The 5,216-nt window shown below is 69.5% G+C and carries 5 protein-coding genes and 1 pseudogene; 5 read left to right on the forward strand and 1 reads right to left on the reverse strand.

All coding sequences use genetic code 11. The annotated features are described in order from the left end of the window. Positions 1-150: 150 nt before the first annotated feature. Complete coding sequence (locus AB0C29_RS32420) at positions 151-978, reverse strand: DUF1775 domain-containing protein (RefSeq protein WP_360828284.1); 828 nt, start codon at positions 976-978, stop codon at positions 151-153. 80 nt (positions 979-1,058) lie between these two features. On the opposite strand from AB0C29_RS32420, the gene AB0C29_RS32425 reads away from it, so the two are divergent. The 5 genes and pseudogenes from AB0C29_RS32425 to AB0C29_RS32445 all read left to right on the forward strand — a co-directional run. Then, the gene (locus AB0C29_RS32425) at positions 1,059-1,265 is read left to right on the forward strand and encodes an RNA-binding S4 domain-containing protein (protein ID WP_360828293.1); all 207 of its coding nucleotides are present in this window, start codon (positions 1,059-1,061) and stop codon (positions 1,263-1,265) included. A gap of 143 nt (positions 1,266-1,408) precedes the next feature. Further along, positions 1,409-2,782, forward strand: a complete 1,374-nt coding sequence (locus tag AB0C29_RS32430; RefSeq protein WP_360828287.1) for a sugar ABC transporter substrate-binding protein — start codon at positions 1,409-1,411, stop codon at positions 2,780-2,782. 14 nt (positions 2,783-2,796) lie between these two features. Continuing rightward, the gene (locus tag AB0C29_RS32435) at positions 2,797-3,759 is read left to right on the forward strand and encodes a sugar ABC transporter permease (protein WP_360828290.1); all 963 of its coding nucleotides are present in this window, start codon (positions 2,797-2,799) and stop codon (positions 3,757-3,759) included. Next, positions 3,756-4,625, forward strand: coding sequence for a carbohydrate ABC transporter permease (locus AB0C29_RS32440; RefSeq protein WP_360543556.1), 870 nt, complete (start codon positions 3,756-3,758; stop codon positions 4,623-4,625). Before AB0C29_RS32435 ends, AB0C29_RS32440 begins: the two co-directional genes overlap by 4 nt. Positions 4,626-4,777: 152 nt before the next feature. Then, positions 4,778-5,216 (forward strand): annotated as a pseudogene (locus AB0C29_RS32445) (hypothetical protein); the annotation flags it as partial.

Here is a 5,216-nt window from a genome sequence, read left to right on the forward strand (position 1 = left end):
CAATTTAATAGAGCGGGGCGGTAAGCCTAACCTACCCGCCCCGCCAAGTTGCAGGTCGTGGGTCTTGCCCTGGACCCCACCCGCCGGTCGTGTTCCGCGCCCCACGCGCATCAGCACGACACACCCGCGCCCACCTGCGCGGGACGTCTGTCACTCGGTCGGGCCGTCCTTGTAGCTCCAGGACGTGACCCGGGGTGTCTTGGCCGCGCCGACGAGTTCCTTGTCGTCCGGCTCGGCCTCGGGCTCTTCGGTCGTGGCGGCTTCGGCCGGGCGGCGGCGCGAGCGCAGCACCGCGACGGCTCCGGCGGCTGCGGCCAGTGCGGCGACGACCCAGCCGGCGATGGTCCAGAAGCCGGGGCCGTCGTTGGCGTCGATCAGGGCGGCGAAGGTGGCCGCGTCGGCGTCTCCGGTGTCGCTGGTGCCCGTACCGTTGTGTCCGCCGGAGTGGGGCGCCGCTTGCTGGCCGGGCGCCGCCGGGGTGAGGGACAGCACGACCGGCGGCAGGGGAGCGCCCTTGGCCGGGTCGGCGTAGGTCGCCTGCAGGGTGAAGCTCATCTGGGCGGAGGCCGGCATCGGGCCCATCGCGACCGGCAGGTCCGCCGACTTGCCGGGGGCGAGCGCCTTGCCGGGCATCGCGGTCCAGGTGATGTCCGCGGCGGTCTCGGCGATCGCTTCGCCGTGGATGCCGTCCATCGGGGTGGCCAGCGACTTGGTCGTGATCAGCGGTGCCCAGTCGTCCACCGACAGCGGGTAGGCCTCGGCGACCGGCAGTTCGGCCGGCAGCATCAGCTTGACCTTGGTGATCGGGCTCCGGGCGGTGTTCGTCACCTTGAACGTCACGTTGGTGCCGCTGCCCTGCGGTGCGCTGGGCGGGCTGACCGTGACGTCCGCGGCGGCGGGGGATGCCGCGCAGAGCACACCCGCGGCGACGGCGGCGGCCAGTACGCCCGCCCGGCGGTGCTTCTCGAGGTTCCTCACGAGGGGTAGTTCGGCTGGGACGCGTCAATGGTTCAACCGTGCCGGACTTTCTTTTCGGCGAGTTCGGCATGATGGTCGGCATGCGTGACGTGGCCATCGGCAGTGACATGATCAGACTCGGACAGTTTCTCAAACTGGCCGACCTCATCGACACCGGCGGGGAGGCGAAGATCCTGATCGCGTCGGGGGACGTGACGGTCAACGGGGAGGTCGACACCCGGCGCGGGCGGCAGTTGCGGCCGGGGGACGTGGTGGTCGTGCAGGGACGGTCGGCCCGGGTCGCCTGAGGACATCCGGGCAACTTCGATACTCATATATGCAGCACTCTGTGACCAGTGGTTGACATCCTGTCGATCACAGGCATCTACTGATTCCGGTGTTACCGGCGTCACAGATGCCGGAGTCCGATCCGCCTCGCCGGGGAGGCTCCATGTCTCGTGCACATGTCCGCGCGGTTCTCTCGGGGGCCGCCGCAGCCCTGCTGGCCGTGTCGCTCTCGGGATGTGCGGGCTGGGGTGGTGACAGCGCCGGCTCCGGCGGGGCGAACAGCATCGACGTGCTGATGGTGAACAACCCGCAGATGATCGACCTGCAGCGGCTCACCGAGGCCAACTTCACCCGGCAGACCGGCATCAGCGTCAACTTCACGGTGCTGCCGGAGAACGACGTCCGGGACAAGATCAGCCAGGAGTTCTCCAGCCAGGCCGGGCAGTACGACGTGGCCTCGCTGAGCAACTTCGAGATCCCGATCTACGCCAAGAGCAAGTGGATCGCCCCGCTGGACGACTACGTCGCGGCCGACAGCGCGTTCAACCAGGCGGACATCCTGCCGCCGATGACCAAGTCGCTGACCGCCGACGACGGCAAGCTCTACGGCGAACCGTTCTACGGCGAGTCCTCGTTCCTGATGTACCGCAAGGACGTGCTGGACGCGCAGGGCATCCAGATGCCCGCGAAGCCGACGTGGCAGCAGGTGGCGGACATCGCCGCGCAGGTCGACGGCAAGCAGCCCGGGATGGCCGGCATCTGCCTGCGCGGCCAGCCGGGCTGGGGCCAGGTCTTCGCGCCGCTGACCACGGTGGTGAACACGTTCGGCGGCACCTGGTTCGACGCGGACTGGAACGCCCGGGTCGACGCGCCCGAGTTCAAGCAGGCCACCCAGTTCTACGTGGACCTGGTGCGCGCGCACGGCGAGGTCGGCGCCCCGCAGGCCGGTTTCACCGAGTGCCTCAACAACCTGGTCCAGGGCAACGCCGCGATGTGGTACGACGCGACCAGCGCCGCGGGCACGCTGGAGGCGGCGGACTCCCCGGTCAAGGGCAAGATCGGGTACGTCGCCGCGCCGGTCGTCAAGACACCGAGCTCGGGCTGGCTGTACGCGTGGTCGTGGAGCATCCAGCAGGCGAGCGAGAAGAAGGACAACGCCTGGAAGTTCATCTCCTGGGCCTCCAGCAAGCAGTACGAGGAGCTCGTCGGCGGTCAGCTGGGCTGGTCCAAGGTGCCGGCCGGCAAGCGCGCCTCCACCTACGCCAACCCGGACTACCTCAAGGAGGCGTCGGCGTTCGCCGAGCCGACCGAGCAGGCCATCTCCAGCGCGGACCCGCGCAATCCCGGCGTGCAGCCGCGCCCGGCGCTCGGCATCCAGTTCGTCGACATCCCGGAGTTCACCGACCTCGGCACCCAGGTCTCGCAGTACGTCAGCTCCGCGATCGCCGGGCAGATGACCGTCGACGAGGCGCTGAAACGGGGTCAGCGGCTCGCCGACGACGTCGCGGAACGGTACCGATCGCGCGAGAACGGCTGAAGGGGGCGACAGCGATGACATCCGTGGCCGAGAAGACGGGATCCGGTACGACCGGTCTGACGCCCACGCCGCCCGGTGCGGCGCGCCGGGCCGCCGGCTGGGCCCGGCGGGCGCCGTTGCTGCCCGCGCTGATCTTCATGATCGTGGTGACCCAGCTGCCGTTCGTGGCGACGCTGGTCATCTCGTTCATGGACTGGAACGCCTACTACCCCGACGAGCGCGGGTTCGCCGGCTTCGACAACTTCCGGCGGGTCTTCACCGACGTCAACATGCGTGACGCGGTCTGGACGACGATCCTGCTGACCGTCGGCGTGGTGCTGATCAGCCTGATCCTCGGGCTCGGCATCGCGCTGCTGCTGGACCGCAAGTTCCGGGGCCGGGGCGCGGTCCGGACGATGATGATCGCCCCGTTCCTGGTGGTGCCCGTCGCCGCCGCCCTGCTCTGGAAGCACGCGCTCTACAACCCCGAGTACGGCCTCTTCAACGGCGCGCTGACCTGGGTGTGGGGCCTGTTCGGCTCCGACAACCCGCCACAGCCCGACTGGATCAGCAACATGCCGCTGTGGTCGGTGATCTTCGCCCTGGTCTGGCAGTGGACCCCGTTCATGATGCTGATCCTGCTGGCCGGCCTGCAGGGACGCCCGCTCGACGTCGTCGAGGCCGCCCGCATCGACGGGGCCAGCAGCTGGCAGATCTTCCGCAGCATGACGCTGCCGCACCTGCGCCAGTACCTCGAACTCGGCGCGCTGCTCGGCTCCATCTACATCGTGCAGAACTTCGACGCGGTCTTCACCATCACGTCCGGCGGCCTCGGTACGGCGAACCTGCCGTACACGATCTACCAGATCTTCTACCAGGCCCACGACTACGGCCGGGCGTCCGCCGCCGCCGTCGTGGTCGTGATCGGCACGATCATCATCGCGACGTTCGCCCTGCGGACGGTCTCGTCGCTGTTCAAGGAGGACCCGGGCCGATGACCACCACCTTGACCCGCACCGCGCCCAGCCACCAGGCCGTACCGAAGAAGAAGGACCGCGGCGGGCCGTGGCTGTCGCTGCTCGCCTGGGTGGTCGGCCTGCTGTTCGTGCTGCCCGTCGTCTGGATGGTGCTGACCTCGTTCCACAGCGAGGCCGACGCCGCCACCAACCCGCCCGCCGTGGCCGCCCCGCTGACCCTGGAGGGCTACCGAGAGTTCTTCTCCGGCGGCGCGAGCCCGTGGCCGCCGCTGCTGAACTCGCTGACCGCCAGCGTCATCTCGACCCTGCTGGTGCTGCTGCTGTCGTTCCCGGCCGCGTACGCGTTGTCGATCAAGCCGGTCAAGAAGTGGACCGACGTCCTGTTCTTCTTCCTGTCGACCAAGATGCTGCCCGTCGTGGCCGGCCTGCTGCCGCTGTACCTGTTCGCGCAGAACACCGGCCTGCTGGACAACATCTGGCTGCTGATCGTCTTCTACACCTCGATGAACCTGCCCATCGCGGTCTGGATGATGCGCTCGTTCCTGTCCGAGGTGCCGGTGGAGATGCTCGAGGCCGCCTCGATGGACGGCGCCGGTCTGGCCAAGACGCTGCGCTCGGTCATCGCGCCGGTGGTCATGCCCGGCATCGCCGCCACCGCGCTGATCTGCTTCATCTTCAGCTGGAACGAGCTGCTCTTCGCCCGGGTGCTGACGGCCACCGTGGCGGAGACCTCCCCGGTGTTCCTGACCAGCTTCGTCACCAGCCAGGGCCTGTTCCTGGCCCAGCTCTGCGCGGCTGCCTTCGTGGTGTCGCTGCCGGTGCTCGTGGCCGGCTTCGCGGCCCAGGACAAGCTCGTGCAGGGCCTGTCCCTGGGCTCGGTCAAGTAGCCGCCCCTGATCCACACTCCGCCCCGATAGAGGTGACCGGCCCCGCCCCCCGGGGCCGGTCACTGCGTCCCGGACCGAATTTTTTCCCCGAAAGGGGTAGGAACCGGTGCGCCCCGGGGTACGTCTGACCGCCTATGACCAGACTTCGCGGCTTGTGGACGGCCGCTGCCGCCGTGACCTTGTTCCTGCTCAGCGCCTGTGCCCAGCCGACCGCCGCCGGCGCCCCGAGCACCGGCCCGTCGCCGGACAGCTCCTCGGCCCCCGCCACCGACGGCGACGGCGACGCGCTGGTGCTGCGGGTCTCCTCCGCCGGTGGCTTCGTGCCCCCGAGCGCGATCGTCGGCCGGCTCCCCGAGACCAGCGTGTACGCCGACGGCCGGGTGATCTTCAACGGCCCGGTCACCCTGAGCTATCCCGGCCCCGCCCTGCCCAACCTGCAGTGGGGCACGATCTCCCCGGCCACCCTGCAACAGCTGCTCGACAAGGCCGTCGCGGCCGGCGTCAAGCCCGGCACCGACTTCGGCCAGCCCGGGGTCGCCGACGCGCCGACCACCGAGGTCACCGTCGTGACCGCCGCGGGGGAGCGGAGAT

The sequence above is a fragment of the Actinoplanes sp. NPDC048791 genome (assembly GCF_040650095.1).
In the GTDB taxonomy this organism is placed as follows: domain Bacteria; phylum Actinomycetota; class Actinomycetes; order Mycobacteriales; family Micromonosporaceae; genus Actinoplanes.